Here is a 19837-nt window from a genome sequence, read left to right as displayed (position 1 = left end):
CAACAAAATTATTTATATCCGATTCAATGATCTAGTTGATTAGGTACGATAAATACGCCTGATTCCCCTTTGCAGATGCATTTACTTCGATCATAATCAAACGCAGGCACGTCAATTCAACAAGAGGATCTACTCCGAATGATTAAACGACCCGACGCGACAAAACGTCTGTTTGTGCTTGATACCAATGTGCTGATGCACGATCCCACTGCTTTATTCCGCTTTGATGAACACGATATTTTTCTGCCCATGGTGGTACTGGAAGAACTTGATAGAGGTAAAAAAGGTTTATCCGAAGTGTCGCGAAATGTGCGTCAGGTCAGCCGTTTTCTCGATGATTTGTTAGAACAGGCCGCAGATAACGATGCCATAAATTCGGGTATTCCTCTGCCGAGCGTTATCAACAGTGATGTGCCCCAGGCCAGTGGTCGTTTATTTTTCCAAACCCGCCAGATGGCCGGAGAATTACCTAAAGAATTACCCGGACAAATAGCCGACAATGCCATTCTTGCTGTTGCTATCAACCTGCAACAAGCTCAAATCGATACCAACGTTATTCTGGTTTCCAAAGATATTAATCTGCGTATTAAAGCCACTGTGTTAGGTATCTGCGCCGAAGATTATTACAACGATAAAGTACTTGATGATGTGGATCTGCTGTATCGCGGTTCCAGTGAGCTGAAAGCCGATTTCTGGGAAGATTTAAACCGCCTCGAATCGTGGACTGAAGATGGCCGTACCTTTTATCAGGTCGAAGGAGAAGTCGTCAAAGACTGGTATCCCAACCAGCTGATTTATTCACCCGGCGAAGAACGGGCCATTGAAGCGGTAGTGCGTAACAACAATGAAACCACCGCTGACATTGAGCTGATTCATGATTATCGTCGTGAGAACCATTCAGTCTGGGGCATTACCGCACGCAACCGTGAGCAGAATTTTGCGTTGAATCTGTTAATGGATCCGGAAATTGATTTTGTCACTCTGCTGGGACAGGCCGGTACCGGTAAGACCTTGCTGACGCTGGCCGCCGCCTTAACCCAATGTATCGAACACAAACGCTATGGTGAAATCATCATGACCCGTGTCACCGTACCAGTGGGGGAAGATATCGGTTTTCTGCCCGGGACAGAAGAAGAAAAAATGACGCCGTGGATGGGCGCGTTGATGGATAACCTTGAGGTACTCAACAAAACCGATGGTGGCGACTGGGGCCGGCAGGCAACCAATGATTTGCTGCAACGCTGGATCAAGATTCGCTCACTGAACTTTATGCGGGGTCGTACCTTCCTTAACCGTTTTATTATTATCGATGAAGCACAGAATCTGACCTCCAAACAGATGAAAACCCTGATTACCCGGGCAGGTCCCGGCACCAAGATTGTCTGTCTGGGCAACATTTCACAGATTGATACCCCATACTTAAGTGAAACCACTTCGGGTCTGACTTACGTGGTGGATCATTTCAAGAACTGGCCGCATAGCGGACATATCACCCTGCTGCGTGGTGAACGTTCACGACTGGCTGACTTTGCTTCAGAAAACTTGTAATCTGTTGTGTGATTAATGACATCGGGCGGCACTGGGAGAAATCCCCCAGGGTCACCCGATGTTTATACTTTATTAAATAAAATCAGCATTGATTCATTTATTGGGTCGCAGGCAACAGGAAGACATAAGATGAACGATATCCCTCCAACCGGTGCCGAACGCCGGGAATTTTTCCGCATTAATGATCGTTTGGTTATGTCCGTCGTTCCACTCAGCACTGCTGAAGCTGAGCAAATTGGTCAGGCCATTATTGATGCCACGCCTGAAGCCGGACAGTTGACTCAGCAAATGTCATCGATCCAAAAAAGTTTTAATCATCTGACCGACCAAATCGGTCATACCGACAGGGATATCGCCAGAGCCCTGCGAATGCTTGATGATAAAGTGAATCTGCTGGCGCAGAATGTTCAGTTATTACATACTCCGCTTAATCCTGAATCAGCCGCTGAGGTCAATCTTAGCGCTGGCGGATTAGCTTTTGTGACAGAAAGTCCCTTCCAGCCCCGTTCCGCGATGGAAGTCAGAATGCAGTTATTGCCGGGCGGTTTGCATATCCGTGCCATTGCCAAAGTCATTGCCTGTGATCAATTAATTGAAAGTGTAGAGGGTAAAAGCTTTTATCTGCGAATGGCGTTTACTCACATGAGTGAAACTGATAGAAATATTCTGGTAAAACACACATTAAACCGACAGGCAGAAGAGCTGCGTAACAGCAAACCGGCTTAACTGAATAACAACATCATGTAACACCTTCTGCTTTATAAGCCTCCTGCCGTATTGGCTGATAAATCAACAGAGAGCGATTCATGTCTACCCAACTCTCCACTCTATACAGTTTCCGACGTTGCCCATATGCCATGCGGGCCCGACTGGCTATTACCATAGCGGGTAATGAAGTGGAATTACGCGAAGTAGTATTGAAAGATAAACCTGCTGAACTGCTGGAAGTCTCGCCAAAAGCCACCGTTCCAGTATTGGTGCAGACGAATGGCAAAGTTTTGCAAGAGAGTTTGGATATTATGCTTTGGGCGGCTGAAAATCATGCTATCTGGCAATCACTGGATGAACAGCAACGTAAGGAGACGTTTGTCCTGATTGAAGAAAATGATGTCAGCTTTAAACAGGCGCTGGACCGCTGTAAATACGCTGACCGCTATCCCGAACATAATCAGCAGTTTTACCGCGAACAAGGCGAGCAATTTCTGGATAAACTGGAACAGCGTCTGACAAAACATCTGGGCTTAGTCTCCGATTCGCTGACCTTGGTGGATTATGCCCTCCTGCCATTTATCCGACAGTTTGCTTTGGTGGATTGGGACTGGTTTGTCGAAGCGGATTATCCGAAACTGCAAAATTGGCTGAATGGATTTTTACAATCCGATTTGTTCAAACAAGTGATGCATAAATATCCGCAATGGCAGACAGGAGATGAAATCACTGTTTTCCCGGTAATGCAGCAACAATAAGCGTTATAAATTCAGATATACGCTGGCATCTTCATCTTCAGCCAGCTTGGGCACAATCCCCAGACAGGGCGCCGCGATACGTTGCTTCAGACTTTGGATAATCGCGGTTGACTGCGAGTCATCAAGAAAGTCATTGGCTACCCACCCCACCAGCTTCAGACCCGAATCGGCAATCGCCTGAACCGTCAGCAGAGCATGGTTAATACAGCCCAGTTTTATCGCCACCACCAACACTACAGGTAACTTCAATGCTTTCGCCAAATCGGCAATTGTTTGCTGATCATTTAATGGCACCAGCCAGCCCCCCGCTCCTTCGACTACGACGGCATCTGCCTGTAACTGCATCTCGGCAAATTGGCTTTCAAGAACAGTCAGTGAAATGGTTTCCCCTACCTGTTTCGCTGCCAGATGTGGGGCAATCGCAGGTTCAAAGGCATAAGGATTGACCTGCAAATAAGGTAATTTGATATCTGCCTGCTGGCTTAAGGCCAGTGCATCCTCATTTTGCAATTGCCCATCCCGCCACTCACAGCCGCTGGCCACCGGTTTCATTGCCGCAACTCTGAGGCCTTGCTGTTGTAAGACTTTGATCAGTCCGACACTGATACGTGTTTTGCCGACTTCGGTATCGGTGCCGGTAACAAATATATGCTGAGTCATCAGAGCTTGCTTCTCAATTGGTCGAGACTGACTGCCACACAGCCATCTTCGGTCATCGGCAGAGAATTCTCCCCCGCCCAGGCATGTCCATAAATCACTTCATAAGTGGCTGGAAGTTGACCATTGACCCGAAATTGTTCACTGGCAGCAGTCACTTTTTTCAGCGTGTTTTTACCGGTCAGGCCACGGCGGCGCCCCTGATTAACATTACGTGCACCTAATTGCTGTAAATCACGCATCATATTGATCAGACTCGGATACAACAGACTATGTCGATCACTGTCCAAAACCTGAGCACTGAGTCCGGCGGCAAACATTGCTTCGGCCACATCATGCATATCCAGAAACACATTGATATGTGGATAATCATCCACCGCAGCCCAGCTTTGGCGAAGTTCCTGCAAGGTGTCGGGCCCAAGCGTACTGAACATTAACAAACCACCTGGACGCAATACCCTTTGTATCTCGGTAAACGCAGCGGTTAAGTCACACCACTGCAAAGCCAGGTTGGCATATACCAAATCCACGCTGTTATCGGCTAACGGTAATTGCTCAGCATCGCCTGTTATGAAGCGGGGTGATTTTTGCCCAGGTAGCCAGCGGCGCACTCCTTGATCATGCCGATAACGTTGTCTAGCCTGCTTGAGCATAGCGGGAGCAATATCCACGGCTATTTGTTGGGCGTCAGGATAACGATGTTGCAGTAAAGCCAGGTTGCGTCCGGTGCCGGTCCCCAAGTCCAGAATATGCTGGGGTTTGATTTTAACCAGTTCCAGACGTTCCAGCATTTCATCTGCCGTATCACGCTGTAAAATCGCCACATCATCATAACTGTTCGCCGCATTGCCAAAGGCTCGCGCTACGCGATTTTTTTCCGGGCGTAAGGCTTGCTCAGTCATTGAAAAACTCATTGATTTTATCGGCACATAACTGAGGTTGAGAGATAAACGGTGCGTGTCCTGCTCCGGCAATGCGATCAATTGAAATGGTTTTATTTAATTCAGACAAGGATTCAACCAACGTTATCGGCACCAACTGGTCGCGATCCCCTAATAGACATTTCACCGGTATCTGTAACTGCGCGAGCTCAGAACGTAAGTCCAACGTTTCCAATAACGCTAATCCAGCCTGTAAAGCCTCAGGATGTGCGACATTATCAGCCGTTTTTTCTGCCAGTAGCTGAATGGTTTCCCGGCTGCCTTTTGCACCACGCGCCTGAAGCAGCACAAAGCGTTTTAACGTTTCGCGTTGATCATGGTTCAGCTGTCCGGCAAATACCGCAAACACTGCCGCATCCATTGCCTCACTCCAATTGTCAGCGGTGACAAATTTTGGATTGGCAGCCATCAAAACTAATTTGGTGACACGTTGTGGATAGCGTGATGCAAAAGCCAGGCTCAGCTGTCCACCTAATGACCAGCCCAACCAATATGCCGTTTGGGGGACGTTATCAGCAAGTTGGGTTAATACTTTGTCAATTTGCAACGCATCAGCCTGCCATTCGGACTGTCCATGGCCCGGTAAATCAATCAGATGCAAGGTGAACTGCTGGGCCAGTATTTCAGCAAGCGGCTGCCAGACATCACTATGCATACTCCAGCCATGCAGCATTACCACATCTGGGCCCTGCCCCATCTGTTTAATGTACATAGCTGCGCTCCAAACCGAGCAGTAATTGCTCAATATGCCAGACATCATGGGCCGCAGACAGCGTGATACGCAATCGGGCGGTGTTTTTCGGCACGGTCGGTGGTCGGATAATGCCTACCAAGATGCCCTGCTGTTCCAGATCCTGTCCCAATTTAAGTGCTGTTTTATCGTCACCAATCAACAGGGGTTGAATTGCCGTTTGTGAGGGCATTAATGGCAAGCCTAATTGGGCTGCACCGTCACGGAACTGTTGAATCAACTGCTGTAATTTATCGCGCCGCCAGCTTTCCTGTTTAATCAGTTTCAGACTCGCCAATGTCGCTGCAGCGATAGCCGGTGGCTGCGCGGTGGTGTAGATAAAACTGCGAGCCTGTTGCACCAGAGTCTCAATCACCACTTCATCAGCGGCAACAAAAGCCCCTGCTGTGCCAAAGGCTTTGCCAAAGGTGCCGACCAATATCGGCTTGTGCTGTGTTAAGCCAAACTGCTCAATCACACCGCCACCGTTTTGACCCAGCACCCCAAGTCCATGCGCATCATCAATTATTACGCCCGCTTTATGCTGTTCGGCTAAATCCATGATTTCCGGTAATGGGGCAATATCCCCGTCCATACTGAATACACCATCACTGACGATCAATTTATTTCGGGCGTTGGCAGCAGTATGCAGTCGTTGATGCAATAAGCCCATATCCACATGGGGATATCGTAATTGCTGGGCGTCGCAAAGACGGCCCCCATCAAGTAACGATGCATGGTTCAACTTGTCCTGGACGACAACATCGGTTTTACCGAGCAAACCATCAATCACACCGATATTGGCCATATAACCGGTCGAAAACAGCAGAACTCGTTGTTGTCCGGTAAATTCTGCCAGAGCCTGTTCCAGCTGATGATGATAACGACTGTGGCCGGTGAGTAAATGCGCAGCCCCACTGCCAACACCTTCACGATCCAATGCCTCGACAAATGCGGTTTTTAATGCCGGATGTGCTGCCAGGCCTAGATAATCATTACTGCTGAACGACAATAATTTACGGCCATCCAATACGACCTCAACACCCTGTTCACCATCACGCAAACGCGAGCGACGATACAAACCAGCAGCTTGTCGTTCTTTTAACGCTTGTTGAAGTTGTGATTGCCAGGGAAGTTGTGACACGAAAGCGCCTCGATAAATCAGCTACGTGAAGCAATTAAAAAGGCGATTGCCTTTAAGTGAAATGCTCTGTGCGGCAAGACCACACAGAGCATCCAATTAGTTATGAAAAGGTTTATGCAGCTGAACAGTGTTTATCTTCCTGTTGCTGCTGGCCGACTTGTAATGGTGTGATCCCCAGACGTTTGAATAAACGTTGATCATGATCAGTATCCGGATTGTCTGTAGTCAGCAGTTTTTCACCATAGAAAATCGAGTTGGCACCGGCCAGGAAACTCATTGCTTGTAATTCATCGGTCATGTTTTCACGACCGGCAGAGAGTCTGACAAACGACTGCGGCATCATAATGCGCGCGACTGCGATGGTGCGGACAAATTCAAACGGGTCCAGATTATTAATTCCATCCAGTGGCGTGCCTTCGACTTGCACCAACAAATTGATTGGCACGCTCTCAGGATGACTCGGCAGATTGGCCAGGCTGATTAATAAACCGGCCCGATCTTTACGGCTTTCGCCCATACCGACAATGCCGCCACTGCAGACATGAATACCCGCTTCACGAACATGAGTTAAGGTATCCAGTCGATCCTGATAGGTACGCGTTGAGATGATTTCACCATAGAATTCCGGAGAGGTATCCAGATTGTGATTGTAATAATCCAGACCAGCATCTTTCAGACGCTTGGCCTGGTGATTTTCCAGCATACCCAGCGTGACGCAGGTTTCCAGCCCCATATCCTTAACGCCTTCAATCATCGCGACGACACGATCCACATCGCGATCTTTCAGGTTACGCCAGGCAGCGCCCATACAAAAACGGCTGGCACCGGTGGATTTGGCCTGCGCAGCAGATTCGAGCACTTTATCCAGAGGCATTAACGGTTCGGCTTTCACTGCCGATGGATGATGCGCACTTTGCGGGCAGTAACCGCAATCTTCGGCACAACCACCGGTTTTGATACTCAGCAAGGTACTGATTTGTACAGCATTGGCATCAAAATTCTGCCGGTGAATGGTTTGCGCTTGGTACATCAGATCCGCAAATGGCAAATCAAACAAGGCTTCAATTTCCGCCTGCTGCCAGTCATGGCGGAGCGGCGCGGTCTTTTCTGCTATATTTTCAGTCATGGGCTTCTTCATCAGATTTAATGGATTAATAACATGATGGCCAGAAACTTTCGTGCTGTAGTGACGCATCGTTTGGCAGAATTATACAGCAAACTGTTGCCGATTCCCTGCTTCCTCTGTGGTGACTTTAGTCCAGATGATGTGCTTTGCAGCGCCTGTGCAGATGAGTTGCCGTGGTTGGATACGTGTTGTCAGCAATGTGCTATACCGCTGAATGAAACAGGAATTTGCGGCCAATGCTTGCAACAACCGCCACCACAGCAATCAACTGTTGCATTGTTTCGTTATGAAGCGCCAGTTAATCATTGTATCGCTGCTTTTAAGTTTCATCAGCAATTGGCATTTACACAGCTGTTTGCCCGACTGCTGGCAGATAAAATCCATCAACGACACCAGCCATTGCCCGAAATACTTATCCCTGTCCCATTGCATCCCAGTCGGTTACGCGAACGTGGTTATAACCAGTCAGCTCAACTGGCCGCTGCGCTGTCGAGAAGACTTGGTGTAGCAACCGATAAACACGGTTTGATCCGCCAGCGTAATACTAGTCCACAATCCGGCCTGAGCGGTAAACAACGCAAACGTAATCTAAAACAGGCCTTTGCCGTTGCTAAAGCATTGCCTTACAAACATGTTGCACTGGTCGATGATGTATATACCACGGGACATACGGTCGCCGAAGCCAGCCGATGTTTACAGCAAAATGGTATAGAGACAGTAGAAGTATGGACAATTGCCCGCGCAATACGCCATTATTAGGTCTCACCTCACTCATTTCAGTGCTCAAGGCTGTTGCATGCCTCAAAAAGACGTGACGACGCTTCAAGATCGATTGGATGATCTGCTCCGTATTGCCAAAAGCAATGAGCGGAAACAGCTCAACTTTCAGCAATATGAATTAAGCTTGCTGAATAGCAGCGGCCTGGAGCCGTTACTGAAATTGATCCTCGAAGAACATAAACATCGCTTTCAACTGACGACCGTCACGCTGATGTTGCATGATCCGGAATATGAATTCCAACGTTTGCTGGAGTCAGTGCCAGAAATACAGCAATGGCAAAACCATTTGTTATTTACCGAATCCGTTCAACGTCTGGAACAGTTCTTCAGTTTACGGCGCATTCCACGTCTGACCAGCTTTTCACCTCATCAACATCAGCAACTGTTTCCCTCACATAGTGAATTGGGATCAGTTGCCCTGCTCCCCCTGATACGTCAGAATCAGTTAATTGGCAGTCTGAATTTAGGCAGCCGCAATCCCAATCGATTTCAATCCAATATCGGCACACAGTTTCTGCAACATCTGGCTGCCGTGGTATCAGCCTGTATCGAAAATGCGCGTTTGCATGAAGAAGTAAAACTGGTCGGTCTGCGTGATCCACTGACCGGCGTGAATAATCGTCGTTTTTTTGATCAGCGCATCGTGGAAGAGTTCAGTCGGGCTATTCGTAACAAAACTGCTTTGTCCTGTTTATTTGTTGATCTGGATTATTTCAAACGCATAAACGATAGTCATGGACATCAAACTGGCGATCAAGTGCTTAAGCATGTCGCCCAGCTGCTTAATGACAGCCTGCGCCAGGGTGATGTGCTGGCTCGCTACGGTGGTGAGGAATTTGTTGTATTACTGGCGGATGCCAGTGGTGTGGTCGCAGCAGATATTGCCGAACGGATGCGGAAAACAGTTGCTGAAACGCATTTTACTGCTAATTCAGGGAAAACATTACGCGTCACCTTGTCAGTGGGTGTATCAACTCTGGAACCTGGCAGTAATATGACCGTAAAACGCTTATTGCAATCTGCAGATCAGGCTGTGTATGGCGCCAAACTGTCCGGACGCAATCAGGTAAAGGTCAGTGCTGAGGCGTGAGATCAGCTTGTGGCGCTGAATAACAGTCTTTACAATCAATTCCATACTACAACGTAAGAGGATGCAGTGAATCAACTGAAAGCATTTTCAGATGCATTTATGCATGCAATGAAAAACCTGCTGCCCATCGTGATTGTAGTGGTTATTTTTCAAACCTTTATCTTACAGAGTATTCCTGATGACACCCTGAGCATCAGTATCGGGTTGTTTATCGTGGCTATTGGCGTCGCATTGTTCCTGCGGGGTCTTGAGCTCAGTATTTTCCCGGTCGGCAAAAGCCTTTCCAATCAATTTACCAAACGTGGTTCCTTGTGGATTTTATTGTCATTTGGTTTTGCTCTGGGCTTTTCTGCTGTCATTGCCGAACCGGCATTAATTGCCGTAGCCGAACAGGCCGAGGAAATCAGTGAAGGTCGAATTGACGCGCTGATTCTACGTTTTCTTGTGGCCATATCGGTGGGCTTTGTGGTTGCGCTTGGGGTATTTCGGATTTTATTTGGTTATCCGCTGCACTGGTTCATGATCATTGGCTATCTGCTTGTTGTAACCATAACCTTTTTTACTCCGGCTGAAATTGTGGGTCTGGCTTATGATTCTGGCGGTGTGACCACCAATATTGTGACAGTGCCATTAATAGCGGCTTTAGGTATTGGTTTAGCCTCATCCATTCGTGGGCGTAATCCACTTATTGACGGTTTTGGCATTGTAGCAATGGCAGTGATGGTACCGATGATAACGGTGCAGCTGTATGGGATTGTCGTGTTCAGTGGGGCTGAAACTGCTCCGGCAGCAGAGCTCAGTATAGACACGGCTCAGCAAGAGGCTATCTCCGGTCCGATGACCATGCTGATGGATTTACTGGGCATGGTGGGCGATGTCTTGCCTATCATCATCACTATCCTGTTTTTCCAGTATCTGGTGTTAAAACGCCCGTTAACTAACCCACGTAAAGTGGTTTTAGGCTTTGCTATGGTGTTATTTGGTTTATATGCATTTGTGGTCGGTTTGAAAATGGGTTTGTTTCCCATCGGCAGCAGCATGGCTGAACAGCTGATAAAAAATCAGCACATTGTCTATGTCTATCTGTTTGCTTTTGCCATAGGTTTTGCCACAACCATGGCGGAACCCGCCTTGATTGCTATCGGTCAACAGGCTGAGGAAGCGGCTTCCGGCAGAATAAATGGCAATGTCATTCGAATATTAGTGGCTATAGGGGTGGCGGTTGGCATCACTATCGGCGTACATCGTATTATCGCGGGCGACTCGATCCATCATTACATTATTGGCGGATACTTAATCGTCATCGTGCTCACCCTGATTGCACCCAAATATATTGTGCCGCTGGCATATGATCTTGGTGGTGTGACAACCTCCGAAGTAACCGTGCCCTTGGTGACGGCACTGGGTATCGGTCTGGCAACACATATCGAAGGCCGCAATATTCTGATGGATGGCTTTGGCTTGATAGCCTTTGCTTCTATCTTTCCAATCATAACGGTCATGCTCTATGCTATTGCGATGCATCTCATGACGACATTGAAAAAGGTGAACGCATGAAATTTTCTGTTCTTGTCGCGATTGTTCCGGAAGAAAGTGAACAGGCTGCCATTGATGCAGCAAGGGATTTAGGGGCGGGCGGTATCACATTGATGACTGCTCGCGGTATCAGCAACAACGCCAAAAAAACATTCTTTGGCCTCAGTTACGACGGTAGTCAAAGTGTTTTATTGATGGTGCTGGAAAAAGGCCTGTCACTCCAGGTAGTCAAAGCTATTCAAAAAATTCTTATGCCCGATAATCAGGATTCGAATGGTCTGGTTTTTACCCTGCCACTGGAACATCTGGTTGGTATTGATACTTCTCAGGTAGAAAAATTCCAGCAGCATTTACGTGAGTCTCTCTAGATATCAAGGATTACCCCGATGCGATTAGTTAAAGACGTTATGATTTCCAACGTGGTGACAATTTCACCGTTTGCCAAAATGCGTGAAGCGTTAAGCCTGATGAAGCGCCACAAGATAAAATCTCTGGTAGTCGACAAACAGAATCATCATGATGCGTTTGGTTTGATCACCTATAGCGATATTCTGAAAACCGTTATTGCTGAGGAAGGTGATATTGATCTGCTCAATGTTTACGATATATGTGCCAAACCCGTCATTACGGTTGGGGAAGATTTATCGATAACACATGTCGCCACTTTGATGACCACGCACCGGGTGAAACGTTTGTTGGTGGTGAACAATAACGATCTGATCGGCCTGGTGGCAATGAATGACATCATGGAACAACTGCTAAGCGAAATCGAATAAAACGTTAATCCAATAGCTTGATTGCACTGGGATGCTTTATATACATACTGTATTGATCACCCCGTTTCGACATCCAGCCATGGACTTCCAGAGGCTTGTTCAAATAGTCTTCTAATGGCGGAAACAGGGTCTGCTGTTTTTTGGCAATACGCAGGCTTACCTTGTTGTTGATCTTCAACACCCAATAATCACGGGTTTGTGATTTTGATTTGACCATTAACCGCCAGCGCTGCCAGCCTCGATAAGCCGTTTCATTAATCGTTGACACTTTACGAGGCTGATAATGTTTATCTGCCCATATGCCTGTTTTCTGATCTAGGGCGTGTTGCTGGGCAGCTATCAATTGGTCTGCATAGTGTAAATTAGGTGGCTGCAAAGTCAGTGCTGCCAGCCCCTGTTGCAACAGTTTTTCGTTAATAAAGTCACCTTCTGGTGTCCAGGCATAAGCCAACAGGCGATCATAACGATCACGTCTTTCAGCATCATATTGCAGATAGACCTGCCCCTGTTTTAACTGATCTCTTAACCAGTCTCTGGCTGCGATACCGCCGGGTTCGGCTTCCCGGTGCCGTGAGCTGATTTCCGGCGTATTGATACTCAGTAACCTGACCCGTTCATTATTTTCCAGTACCAGTGTATCCCCGTCATAAACCCGTTTTACATTAAATAAATAACGATTGGAATTGGGTTGAAGATCGAGAACCTCAGCAGCCGGATCAACCGGTTGATCTGAGAAAATTTGCCGACCGCTTTCATCTTTCCATTGATAAATCTCGGTGGCACCGACCGAAAAAGATAAGCAAACCAGCAGAAAAACCGAATAGCAATATCTCGCCATCAATTAAACCAGACTGTAATGCAGAACAATACTGAAAAACACCACCGCGCCTACCCAGTTATTATTCAGAAAGGCTTGTAAGCAGGCATTTCGCTCACGATGGCTGCTTAAGCGCAATTGATAGATAAAAAATAGTGCAGCAATCAATAAGCCCAGATAAAACACCATGCCCAGCTGCAATTGCAGACCTATCATCACCATGATCAACACATAGCCAAGTTGTAATAAGGCTTGAATGAACAAGTCATTTTTACCGAATAAAATCGCGGTAGACTTCACTCCGGCTTGCAGATCATCTTCACGATCGGCCATCGCATAAAATGTATCGTACATGGTGGTCCACACAATATTGGCGACAAATAACCACCAGGCAATGACTGGCAAGCTATTGGTCTGGGCGGCAAACGCCATTGGTATTGCCCAACCAAACGCCATGCCCAATACCAGTTGCGGCAGGTAGGTAAAGCGTTTCATAAAGGGATAGATCGCCGCCAGCATCACGGCCACCAGCGACAACATAATTGTGAACGGATTAAGGAATAGCACCAGCAGAAACGCCAATAAAGACAGGGTCACAAAGGCCAACACTGCCTGTTTTGCAGTCAATGCCCCGGTCGCCAATGGTCGGTTTTCGGTACGCCATACCTGACCATCGATATGCCGATCGGCATAATCATTAATCGCACAACCAGCTGCTCGCATTAAAACTACACCCGCAATAAAAATCAGCAGAATTTTGATATCAGGCAGTCCACCAGCGGCAATCCACAATGCGGCTAGGGTTGGCCACAGCAGTAATAAAATACCTATTGGCCGATTCATTCGTGTCAGTTGCCAGTAAGGCTGCAGACGACTCCATATGCTTATCATTTAGACCAATCCTGATGGGGTAAGAACATTTCACAGACCAATAAGCTGTTATCGGCAAAATAAAAGCACGAACGCCTTGCCCACATAATTGCACTATCGTCCATCTCAATACCGCTTTGTTTTGCCAATTCAAACAGGCTGTGTCCTGCCCGCAAACTGGCAACTTCCAGAGAGCCACGTTTAATGGCCGGATCCGTAAACAGAATCTCACCCAATGAACGGTTACCCAGATGATGAATATGCAAATGCGCCTGCAATGCCTGATAGCTGACACGCGGCACAATGGTGCGGGCAAATACACGGGCTTCATCCCCGTCGCGCAAAATCACCTCACGACAATAGACATGTTCATGTAAGGGTTGCTCAAGTTTCAAAGCCTCCTCAGTCAATGGTTTTTGCCAACCGGACTGCTGCAGATCCACACTGAATTGCTGCTGACTGGTCTGTTGCAAGCGCAGGGTCAACGAACCTTTATCGGTTAGCCAGCCAGCCAATTCGTTTGGCAGCTTGGCAGTCGCAGCAGGATGCCAGTGTGCTTGGCTTTTCATCATAAAAAATTGGAACTCATACTTGTCCGAAGCTCAGTTTGGTGCCGAACCAGCGGTTGATTAACGGTGCGACTTTGTCTGGATGGTGTTTTATTAATGTTTCAGCCGCTTTGGTCACGGCGGGCAACAAATCCTGATCGGCCAGTAAATCGGCCACACGAAACTGGGGCAATCCCGTTTGTCTTGTACCCAATACTTCGCCCGGCCCGCGAATTTCCAGATCGCGCTGGGCAATCACAAAACCATCATTACTTTCACGTAAACAGGCCAGTCGGGCCAGACCATTTTCCGACAGCGGCGGATGGTACATCAATACACAATGACTCTGTACCGTGCCGCGTCCTACCCGGCCACGTAACTGATGTAATTGAGCCAGACCAAGCCGTTCGGCATTTTCAATCACCATCAAACTGGCATTGGGCACATCCACGCCGACTTCAATCACCGTAGTCGCCACCAGCAGATCAATTTCACCCTGTTTGAAGGACTGCATCACTCGCTCTTTATCTGCCGATTTCATCCGTCCATGTACCAGCGCAATACGCAGATCAGGTAATGCCTGCTGCAATTGCTCAGCGGTATCTTCTGCTGCCTGACATTGTAAATGCTCAGACTCTTCAATCAAGGTGCACACCCAATAAACCTGACGTTTTTGCTGACAGGCGACATGGATTCGTTCAATCACTTCCTGACGCCGATTGTCGGCGACTACCACCGTAGTCACCGGTTGCCTGCCGGGAGGTAACTCATCAATAACGGATACATTTAAATCGGCATACGCTGTCATCGCTAAGGTGCGGGGAATCGGCGTAGCGGTCATCACCAGTTGGTGTGGCAGAATATCCACCGCTTTGCCTTTATCCCGTAAGGCCATGCGCTGATGCACCCCAAACCGATGCTGTTCATCAATAATCACCAGACCCAGTTTATTAAACGTCACCTCATCCTGAAATAACGCATGGGTGCCCACAGCAATGTTGATTTCACCTTCAGCCAGTGCGGCGATAACCTGTCGACGCTGCGCTGCTGTTTGTTTACCGGCACACCACCCGACCTGAATACCTAACGGCTCAAGCCAGTTACGAAATGTCTGATAATGCTGTTCGGCTAATAATTCTGTGGGCGCCATCATCACCGCCTGATAACCACTGGAAACAGCCATTAATGCGGATAAAGCGGCCACCACGGTTTTGCCGGATCCGACATCGCCCTGCACCAGTCGCTGCATCGGCATAGTCTGTTGAAGATCTTCACGGATCTCTCTGATAACACGTTGTTGAGCGCCGGTTAATGGAAACGGCAGCTCTTGTAAAAACTTTTTACTGAACAGATCAGCATTAAACATGGGTGCCTGATGTTGCTGAGTACGATAGCGAATCTGCCGCATGCTGAGTTGTTGGGCCAGCAATTCTTCAAATGCCAATCGTTTCTGGGCAGGATGCTCACGGGAGATTAACTGACTGACATCACAATCCGGCGGAGGTAAATGCACAAATTTCAAGGCTTGCGTCAGATCAAAATGTGCAACGCGCGGATCCAGTAAAGCTTCAGGCAAGTAAGCCGGCATGGTTTGCTGATCCAGCAGATTCAGGGCCTGAGTTAATAATTTACGCCAGGATAGCTGGTGTAAACCTTCAGTCGTTGGATAAACTGGGGTTAAGGCTTCTTCGACAGCAAACGGTGCATCACCCTGAATTAACTGATATTCGGGATGCACCATTTCCAAAGCTGACGGGCCACTGCGTATTTCACCAAAACAGCGAATTCGCTGACCTTTTGCTAATTGCTGTTGCTGGCTTTTGGAGAAATGAAAAAAGCGTAATACCAAAGCACCAGTGCCATCGCTGACGTGACAAAGCAATGATCTACGCCGTCCAAATTTAACCTGACTGAGCTGGATAACCCCTTCAACCAGTTTTTCCTGTTGTGGCCGTAAACTGCCGATAGGCATTAACCGCGTTCGATCCTGATAGCGTAATGGCAGATGAAACAGCAAATCCTGAATCTGGCGGATCCCCAGTTTTTCAAGCTTCTCGGCGAGTTTTTCACCCACGCCTTTCAGCGATGTGACCGGATCGGCAATGGCCAGCTCAGTCACTTGTTACGGTCACTAAATATCGACGTTATGCGCCAAGATGCAGAATAGCATCCATTTCAACAGGTACGTCTTTTGGGAGAGACGCGACACCAATCGCTGCACGTGCTGGATATGGTTGTTGAAAGTAGTCAGCCATGATTTCGTTGACGGTGCCGAAATGCGCCAGATCGGTCAGATAAATATTCAGTTTGATGACGTCTTGTAAACTTCCGCCCGCCGCGGCTGCAACAGCAGATAAATTATCAAACACCCGACGCACTTGTGTAGCGAAATCACCTTCAATAACCGTCATGGTTTCCGGCACTAAGGGAATTTGACCGGACAAGTAAACAACATCGCCAACTTTGACTGCTTGTGAATAAGTTCCAATCGCTTCTGGCGCGTTGCTGGTGTGAATGATTTCTCGGGACATAAAAACTCCGGCTAAGTCGTCTTAAAACGACAGATTAAACAAATCAGTTATTAATACGGTTAATGCGTTCGACCATTTCCAGTTGGCGTAAACGACGGATAATGCGGGCTAAATGCTGACGATTAGTGACTTCAATGGTTAGCCGCAGATGGGTAAATCCACCGTCGCGTTCGTCAACCATGACATTATCAATATTGGACTCAGCCTCTGAAATCACCGATGCAATGGTCGCCAGTGCACCACGTTGATTGCGTAAATGCATCATCAAATCCACCGGAAAATCACGGTTAATTTCTTTGGCCCAGGCGACATCCAGCCATTTTTCATTCTGCTCACGTAAATGCGTAGTGTTTTTGCAGCTGCGCTGGTGAATGATAATGCCACGACCTGCACTGACAAAACCGTGAATCGGATCACCCGGGATCGGATGACAGCAGCGGGCAAAATTCACCACCATGCCTTCCGTACCGGCAATCAACAACGCCTGTGGTTCTTTATTCGGTGTTTCTTCCTGCAGCAGCTTTTGTGCAACCAGTAAGGCGGATATATTCCCCAGCCCAAGATCGCTTAATAATTTATCAAAATTATCCAGCTCATATTCTTTCAATAAAGCATTAATACGTTTGATTGGAATATTTTCCAGTGCAGTGGAAAACGCTGTCAGGTGTTTGTTCAGAAGACGCTGCCCAAGCTGAATCGCCTCTTCACCCTGCAGATGTTTCAGATAGTTGCGAATATTGGTGCGCGCTTTAGGGGTCACCACAAAATTCAGCCAGGCCGGATTCGGGTGTGACGTCGGAGAAGTGATTATCTCGACAGATTGTCCGGTTTCCAGTTGCGAGCTTAATGGCACCAGATGACGACCCACACGAGCCGCAACACAGCTGTTACCCACATCAGAATGTACGGCATAAGCAAAATCGACGGCTGTAGAACCGCGAGGCAACGTTAAAATCTCACCTCTTGGAGTGGAAACATAAATCTCATCCGGGAATAAATCGATACGCAGATTTTCCAGAAATTCCATCGAATCGCCAGAACCTTTCTGCATTTCCAGAATGCCTTGCAACCACTGTCGGGCTTTACGATGCGCCAGGGTATTGCCGGCGGCCTCACCCGATTTATAAAGCCAATGAGCAGCCACCCCGGCTTCTGCCAATTGATCCATATCACGGGACCGTATCTGCACTTCTATCGGCACCCCATAAGGACCAAACAATACGGTATGCAATGATTGATAGCCATTGGCTTTGGGAATCGCAATATAATCTTTGAACTTGCCCTGCACCGGTTTGTACAGGTTATGTACTACGCCAAGCATGCGATAGCAGGCATCCACATCATCAACAATGATACGGAAAGCATAGACGTCCATGACTTCTGAAAACGACAGCTGTTTGCTGACCATTTTCTTGTAAATACTGTAAAGATTTTTCTCGCGGCCCTGAATATCGGCACTGAGACCTTCCTGTTCCATTCGGTTAAGAATAGATGCGGTAATCTGACTGACGATTTCCTTACGATTACCGCGTGCTTTACGGATAGCATCGCCCAATACACGATAACGAATCGGATACAGCACATGGAAGCCCAGATCTTCCAGTTCACAGCGCATCAGATTCATTCCCAATCGCTGGGCTATCGGGGCATAAATTTCTAAGGTTTCATTGGCAATCCGGCGACGTTTTTCCGGTCGCAAATGACCCAGCGTACGCATATTGTGCAGCCGGTCAGCCAGTTTGACGATGATAACCCGGATATCCCGCGACATCGCCAGCAACATTTTTCGCAGATTTTCTGCCTGAGCGTGTTGGCGGGTTTCAAATGCGGCCTGCGCCAGTTTGGTCACACCCTCGACCAGTTCAGCAACCGGCTCACCAAACTCGGCAATGACATCACGCTTAGACATTTCCGTGTCTTCAATAACATCATGTAACAAACCGGCCATGATGCATTCATAATCCATATGCATCATTGCCAGAACATGCGCAACTGCCAGGGGATGGGTGATATAACGCTCACCACTGCGTCGGGTCTGCCCTTCATGACATTGTTCGGCAAAATGATAAGCTCGCCGGATGGACTCGACCTGATTATTTTCTAAATAATTGGAGGTCGCAAAACACAGATCATCTATCGTGAGCTTAGGCTCAGACTCCTGAATGAAGTCGAGCTCAGAGGCAACAGAAGGTTTTGCGCTCACAATACTTAAATTTCGCTTTGCAGCTCTTCGTCGCTGACAATGCTTTCTTCAGCATGCTGACGAGCTGAGGTTTTGGTTAATATCGTGCGGTCAACCAAACCGGCTGCAATTTCACGCAACGCCAGAACGGTTGGCTTGTCGTTGTCGACTGGCACCATTGCATCATCACCCATGGCAATTTGGCGAGCGCGTTTTGCGGCGACCAAAACCAGCTGGAAGCGGTTATCTACGTTTTCGAGGCAATCTTCTACTGTGGTACGTGCCATGATAATTTGTCCTGTGGTTAAAACATGTAATTTTACGAGAGATGCGCCGCTTAAGCCAGCAAGTCAGCCAATAAGGTACTGTAGTTTGACTGCTGAACAGCCAGTTTGTGCCGACTGGCAACGATAATCGCAGTCAGGCTGGCAAGTGCATGATCAAAGTCATCATTCACGATCAGATAATCAAATTCGACATAATGTGACATTTCGCTCTCAGCATCCCGCATTCTGCGCGAAATTGTCGCTTCATCATCCTGGCCACGACCTCTTAAACGTTGTTCAAGCGCTTGTTTGGAGGGTGGCAAAATAAAAATGCTGCTACTGTCAGGAAAGTTTTTTCTGACCTGCTGGCCGCCCTGCCAATCAATCTCCAGGATGACATCATTACCCGCATGCAACTGATGATGCACTGCGGCAGACGACGTACCGTAACTATTATCAAATACGGTGGCGGATTCAAGAAAATCCCCTGCATCACGCATCTTGCTGAAAATATCCTGGCTAACAAAGAAATAATCTTCTCCATCAACCTCACCGGCTCTGGCAGGTCGGGTGGTATGCGAAACCGATAACCGGACATGCGGATCCTGTTTAACCAAAGCCCGCACTAAACTGGTCTTTCCGGCACCTGAAGGCGCCGCCACAATAAATAAACTTCCAGACATTTTGATACCTTGCAGATTGCGCGGTTTCAGTTTTGAAACCTGTATTCACTAAGTCAAAACAATACTGGTTTACGCTTTTTTGTGCCAGTTTTTTGCAAAGCTAAAAGCAGACTAAACGGGGCTTGACTAACCCGCATCGATAATCT

Annotated in this window: 21 protein-coding genes; 8 read left to right on the top strand and 13 right to left on the bottom strand. The window is 47.7% G+C overall.

Translation table 11 applies throughout. The features are described from left to right. Positions 1-138: 138 nt before the first annotated feature. From B2337_RS03275 to B2337_RS03265, 3 genes are all read left to right on the top strand, one after another. Complete coding sequence (locus B2337_RS03275) at positions 139-1548, top strand: PhoH family protein (RefSeq protein ID WP_292362250.1); 1410 nt, start codon at positions 139-141, stop codon at positions 1546-1548. A gap of 129 nt (positions 1549-1677) precedes the next feature. Next, a complete protein-coding gene (locus B2337_RS03270) occupies positions 1678-2274 on the top strand; it encodes a PilZ domain-containing protein (protein ID WP_292413984.1) in 597 nt (198 codons plus the stop codon). Between the two features lie 80 nt (positions 2275-2354). Further along, positions 2355-3014 carry a glutathione S-transferase gene (locus tag B2337_RS03265; protein WP_292413983.1) on the top strand — a complete coding sequence of 220 codons (660 nt, stop codon included), beginning with the start codon at positions 2355-2357 and terminating at the stop codon, positions 3012-3014. Positions 3015-3017: 3 nt separating this feature from the next. On the opposite strand, the gene bioD is transcribed toward B2337_RS03265, so the two are convergent. From bioD to bioB, 5 genes are all read right to left on the bottom strand, one after another. Continuing rightward, positions 3018-3674 (bottom strand): dethiobiotin synthase, encoded by a 657-nt coding sequence (bioD, locus tag B2337_RS03260; RefSeq protein WP_292413982.1) that lies wholly within the window; start codon positions 3672-3674, stop codon positions 3018-3020. Further along, the gene (gene bioC, locus B2337_RS03255) at positions 3674-4573 is read right to left on the bottom strand and encodes a malonyl-ACP O-methyltransferase BioC (protein ID WP_292413980.1); all 900 of its coding nucleotides are present in this window, start codon (positions 4571-4573) and stop codon (positions 3674-3676) included. Before bioC ends, bioD begins: the two co-directional genes overlap by 1 nt. Beyond that, positions 4566-5324 carry a pimeloyl-ACP methyl ester esterase BioH gene (bioH, locus tag B2337_RS03250; RefSeq protein WP_292413979.1) on the bottom strand — a complete coding sequence of 253 codons (759 nt, stop codon included), beginning with the start codon at positions 5322-5324 and terminating at the stop codon, positions 4566-4568. Before bioH ends, bioC begins: the two co-directional genes overlap by 8 nt. After that, positions 5314-6486 carry an 8-amino-7-oxononanoate synthase gene (gene bioF / locus B2337_RS03245; protein ID WP_292413978.1) on the bottom strand — a complete coding sequence of 391 codons (1173 nt, stop codon included), beginning with the start codon at positions 6484-6486 and terminating at the stop codon, positions 5314-5316. The genes bioH and bioF overlap by 11 nt, the downstream gene beginning before the upstream one ends. 112 nt (positions 6487-6598) lie before the next feature. Then, entirely contained in the window at positions 6599-7612 is a 1014-nt protein-coding gene (gene bioB, locus B2337_RS03240) for a biotin synthase BioB (protein WP_292413977.1), read from the bottom strand. Positions 7613-7645: 33 nt separating this feature from the next. On the opposite strand from bioB, the gene B2337_RS03235 reads away from it, so the two are divergent. The 5 genes from B2337_RS03235 (at position 7646) to B2337_RS03215 (ending at position 11794) form a co-directional block, all read left to right on the top strand. Then, entirely contained in the window at positions 7646-8371 is a 726-nt protein-coding gene (locus tag B2337_RS03235) for a ComF family protein (protein WP_292362240.1), read from the top strand. Between the two features lie 37 nt (positions 8372-8408). Further along, positions 8409-9482 carry a GGDEF domain-containing protein gene (locus B2337_RS03230; RefSeq protein WP_292413976.1) on the top strand — a complete coding sequence of 358 codons (1074 nt, stop codon included), beginning with the start codon at positions 8409-8411 and terminating at the stop codon, positions 9480-9482. Positions 9483-9548: 66 nt separating this feature from the next. Continuing rightward, positions 9549-11039 (top strand): DUF1538 domain-containing protein, encoded by a 1491-nt coding sequence (locus tag B2337_RS03225; protein WP_292413975.1) that lies wholly within the window; start codon positions 9549-9551, stop codon positions 11037-11039. After that, entirely contained in the window at positions 11036-11386 is a 351-nt protein-coding gene (locus B2337_RS03220; protein WP_292413974.1) for a P-II family nitrogen regulator, read from the top strand. The genes B2337_RS03225 and B2337_RS03220 overlap by 4 nt, the downstream gene beginning before the upstream one ends. Positions 11387-11404: 18 nt before the next feature. Beyond that, on the top strand, positions 11405-11794 hold the full coding sequence (locus B2337_RS03215) for a CBS domain-containing protein (RefSeq protein ID WP_292362236.1): 390 nt from the start codon (positions 11405-11407) through the stop codon (positions 11792-11794). 4 nt (positions 11795-11798) lie between these two features. Here B2337_RS03215 and B2337_RS03210 read toward each other — a convergent pair whose 3' ends face one another. From B2337_RS03210 to gmk, 8 genes are read right to left on the bottom strand one after another with little or no spacing between them, the layout of a single operon-like run. Further along, entirely contained in the window at positions 11799-12632 is an 834-nt protein-coding gene (locus B2337_RS03210; protein WP_292413973.1) for a thermonuclease family protein, read from the bottom strand. A 3-nt stretch (positions 12633-12635) separates the two neighbouring features. Beyond that, complete coding sequence (gene ubiA, locus B2337_RS03205; protein ID WP_292413972.1) at positions 12636-13502, bottom strand: 4-hydroxybenzoate octaprenyltransferase; 867 nt, start codon at positions 13500-13502, stop codon at positions 12636-12638. Then, a complete protein-coding gene (locus tag B2337_RS03200; RefSeq protein WP_292413971.1) occupies positions 13499-14053 on the bottom strand; it encodes a chorismate--pyruvate lyase family protein in 555 nt (184 codons plus the stop codon). Before B2337_RS03200 ends, ubiA begins: the two co-directional genes overlap by 4 nt. Positions 14054-14066: 13 nt before the next feature. Further along, the gene (gene recG / locus B2337_RS03195; protein ID WP_292413970.1) at positions 14067-16148 is read right to left on the bottom strand and encodes an ATP-dependent DNA helicase RecG; all 2082 of its coding nucleotides are present in this window, start codon (positions 16146-16148) and stop codon (positions 14067-14069) included. A 25-nt stretch (positions 16149-16173) separates the two neighbouring features. Then, positions 16174-16560 carry a RidA family protein gene (locus B2337_RS03190; RefSeq protein ID WP_292413969.1) on the bottom strand — a complete coding sequence of 129 codons (387 nt, stop codon included), beginning with the start codon at positions 16558-16560 and terminating at the stop codon, positions 16174-16176. Between the two features lie 43 nt (positions 16561-16603). Next, positions 16604-18724: a RelA/SpoT family protein gene (locus B2337_RS03185; protein ID WP_339612385.1), complete on the bottom strand. Its 2121-nt coding sequence runs from the start codon at positions 18722-18724 to the stop codon at positions 16604-16606. 44 nt (positions 18725-18768) lie between these two features. Further along, the gene (gene rpoZ / locus B2337_RS03180) at positions 18769-19029 is read right to left on the bottom strand and encodes a DNA-directed RNA polymerase subunit omega (RefSeq protein ID WP_292362229.1); all 261 of its coding nucleotides are present in this window, start codon (positions 19027-19029) and stop codon (positions 18769-18771) included. A 50-nt stretch (positions 19030-19079) separates the two neighbouring features. After that, positions 19080-19691 (bottom strand): guanylate kinase, encoded by a 612-nt coding sequence (gene gmk, locus B2337_RS03175; protein ID WP_292362228.1) that lies wholly within the window; start codon positions 19689-19691, stop codon positions 19080-19082. Positions 19692-19837: the final 146 nt, after the last annotated feature.

Source organism: Methylophaga sp. UBA3192, assembly GCA_002363955.1.
GTDB lineage: Bacteria > Pseudomonadota > Gammaproteobacteria > Nitrosococcales > Methylophagaceae > Methylophaga.
The sequence above is the reverse complement of the archived record's forward strand: the minus strand, read 5'-3'. Positions and strand labels throughout refer to the sequence as shown.

Coding starts and splice junctions, on each gene's coding strand:
- B2337_RS03275 (WP_292362250.1), top strand. CDS start 139: ATGATTAAACGACCCGACGCGACAAAACGTCTGTTTGTGCTTGATACC.
- B2337_RS03270 (WP_292413984.1), top strand. CDS start 1,678: ATGAACGATATCCCTCCAACCGGTGCCGAACGCCGGGAATTTTTCCGC.
- B2337_RS03265 (WP_292413983.1), top strand. CDS start 2,355: ATGTCTACCCAACTCTCCACTCTATACAGTTTCCGACGTTGCCCATAT.
- bioD (WP_292413982.1), bottom strand. CDS start 3,674: ATGACTCAGCATATATTTGTTACCGGCACCGATACCGAAGTCGGCAAA.
- bioC (WP_292413980.1), bottom strand. CDS start 4,573: ATGACTGAGCAAGCCTTACGCCCGGAAAAAAATCGCGTAGCGCGAGCC.
- bioH (WP_292413979.1), bottom strand. CDS start 5,324: ATGTACATTAAACAGATGGGGCAGGGCCCAGATGTGGTAATGCTGCAT.
- bioB (WP_292413977.1), bottom strand. CDS start 7,612: ATGACTGAAAATATAGCAGAAAAGACCGCGCCGCTCCGCCATGACTGG.
- B2337_RS03235 (WP_292362240.1), top strand. CDS start 7,646: ATGATGGCCAGAAACTTTCGTGCTGTAGTGACGCATCGTTTGGCAGAA.
- B2337_RS03230 (WP_292413976.1), top strand. CDS start 8,409: ATGCCTCAAAAAGACGTGACGACGCTTCAAGATCGATTGGATGATCTG.
- B2337_RS03220 (WP_292413974.1), top strand. CDS start 11,036: ATGAAATTTTCTGTTCTTGTCGCGATTGTTCCGGAAGAAAGTGAACAG.
- B2337_RS03215 (WP_292362236.1), top strand. CDS start 11,405: ATGCGATTAGTTAAAGACGTTATGATTTCCAACGTGGTGACAATTTCA.
- B2337_RS03210 (WP_292413973.1), bottom strand. CDS start 12,632: ATGGCGAGATATTGCTATTCGGTTTTTCTGCTGGTTTGCTTATCTTTT.
- ubiA (WP_292413972.1), bottom strand. CDS start 13,502: ATGATAAGCATATGGAGTCGTCTGCAGCCTTACTGGCAACTGACACGA.
- B2337_RS03200 (WP_292413971.1), bottom strand. CDS start 14,053: ATGATGAAAAGCCAAGCACACTGGCATCCTGCTGCGACTGCCAAGCTG.
- B2337_RS03190 (WP_292413969.1), bottom strand. CDS start 16,560: ATGTCCCGAGAAATCATTCACACCAGCAACGCGCCAGAAGCGATTGGA.
- rpoZ (WP_292362229.1), bottom strand. CDS start 19,029: ATGGCACGTACCACAGTAGAAGATTGCCTCGAAAACGTAGATAACCGC.
- gmk (WP_292362228.1), bottom strand. CDS start 19,691: ATGTCTGGAAGTTTATTTATTGTGGCGGCGCCTTCAGGTGCCGGAAAG.